This window comes from Sphingobium sp. AP50, assembly GCF_900109095.1.
In the GTDB taxonomy this organism is placed as follows: Bacteria; Pseudomonadota; Alphaproteobacteria; order Sphingomonadales; family Sphingomonadaceae; genus Sphingobium.
Genome location: NZ_FNYZ01000063.1, coordinates 1 through 1414 on the forward strand (window position 1 = coordinate 1; position 1414 = coordinate 1414).

At 59.5% G+C, this 1414-nt stretch carries 1 protein-coding gene; it reads left to right on the top strand.

From position 1 onward, the window contains the following. The first annotated feature begins 161 nt into the window (after positions 1–161). A complete protein-coding gene (locus BMY84_RS28855; protein WP_093088599.1) occupies positions 162–1361 on the top strand; it encodes an IS256 family transposase in 1200 nt (399 codons plus the stop codon). Positions 1362–1414: the final 53 nt, after the last annotated feature.

Consider the following 1414-nt stretch of genomic DNA (forward strand, 5'->3'; position numbering starts at 1 on the left):
GGGTCGTGCCCCTGGTGGTGGTGTAGGTTTTGAAGGTTAGCGAAGCTGACCGGACGCGCGCTCATCGATAAAGCGCTGTAGCGGCCGGTCAGTTTCGCGGGTGGTCACCGGCGGACTTCGGATAAGTTGGAGTTGCGAAGCTCAACTTACGGAGACCACCGATGATCTCTGACAAGATGGACCTGCACGCCCTGGTTGGGAAGACAGCCGACGGCGATTTTCTACGCGACATGATCGGCTTTGCCGCGCAGCGGCTGATGGAACTGGAGGTGGGCAGTGTGACCGGCGCTGCCTATGGTGAGAAAGATCCTGAGCGCTTGGCACAGCGCAACGGCTATCGGGATCGGGACTGGGAGACGCGAGCAGGCACGGTCGAGCTGCGGATCCCCAAGCTGCGCAAGGGAACATATTTTCCCGGGTTCCTGGAGCCCCGTCGTTTGGCGGAGAAAGCGCTGACGGCCGTCATTCAGGAAGCCTATATCCAAGGCATTTCAACCCGCTCGGTCGATGATTTGGTGAAGGCCATGGGGATGAGCGGTATCTCAAAGAGCCAGGTTAGCCGGCTGTGCGTGGAGATCGATGAACGCGTGAAGGCTTTCCTCGATCTTCCGATTGAAGGCGACTGGCCCTACCTGTGGATGGACGCGACCTATATCAAAGTGCGGCGGGCCGGTCGCATTGTCTCGGTCGCCGTCATCATCGCCGTCGGCGTCAACAGCGATGGCCGGCGCGAAGTGCTCGGCATGGCGATCGGTCATTCGGAAGCTGAGGTCTTCTGGACCGATTTTCTACGCAGCCTTGCCCGTCGCGGTCTGCGCGGCGTGAAGCTGGTGATCTCCGATTCCCATGAAGGCATAAAAGCTTCCGTCGCCAAAGTGTTCAGCGCCACCTGGCAGCGATGCCGGGTTCATTTCATGCGCAATGCGCTGGCCCATGCCGGCAAGAGCGGACGCCGGGTCGTGTCGGCATTCATCGCCACCGCTTTCGCCCAGGAAACTCCAGAGGCCGCAAAGGCCCAATGGCGTAGTGTGGCCGATCAATTGCGCCCTACCGTGCCAAAACTCGCTGCCCTGATGGACAGCGCCGAGGAGGATGTGCTGGCCTACATGACCTTCCCAGCCCAACATCGCACGAAGTTGCACAGCAACAATCCGATCGAGCGGCTAAATGGCGAGATCAAGCGGCGCACCGATGTTGTCGGTATCTTCCCCAACGAAGAGGCGATCACCCGTCTTGTTGGTGCTATCCTCTTGGAACAGAATGATGAATGGGCCGTGCAGCGATGCCGTTACATGACGCTTGAGAGCGTCTCAGGTTTAAGCGATAATCCCATCATCACGTTGCCTGCCATGGCAGCTTAATCAGCCCGGCTTAGCCGGAGGTCGCTGTGACTACCGCAGGCGAACCTACACCA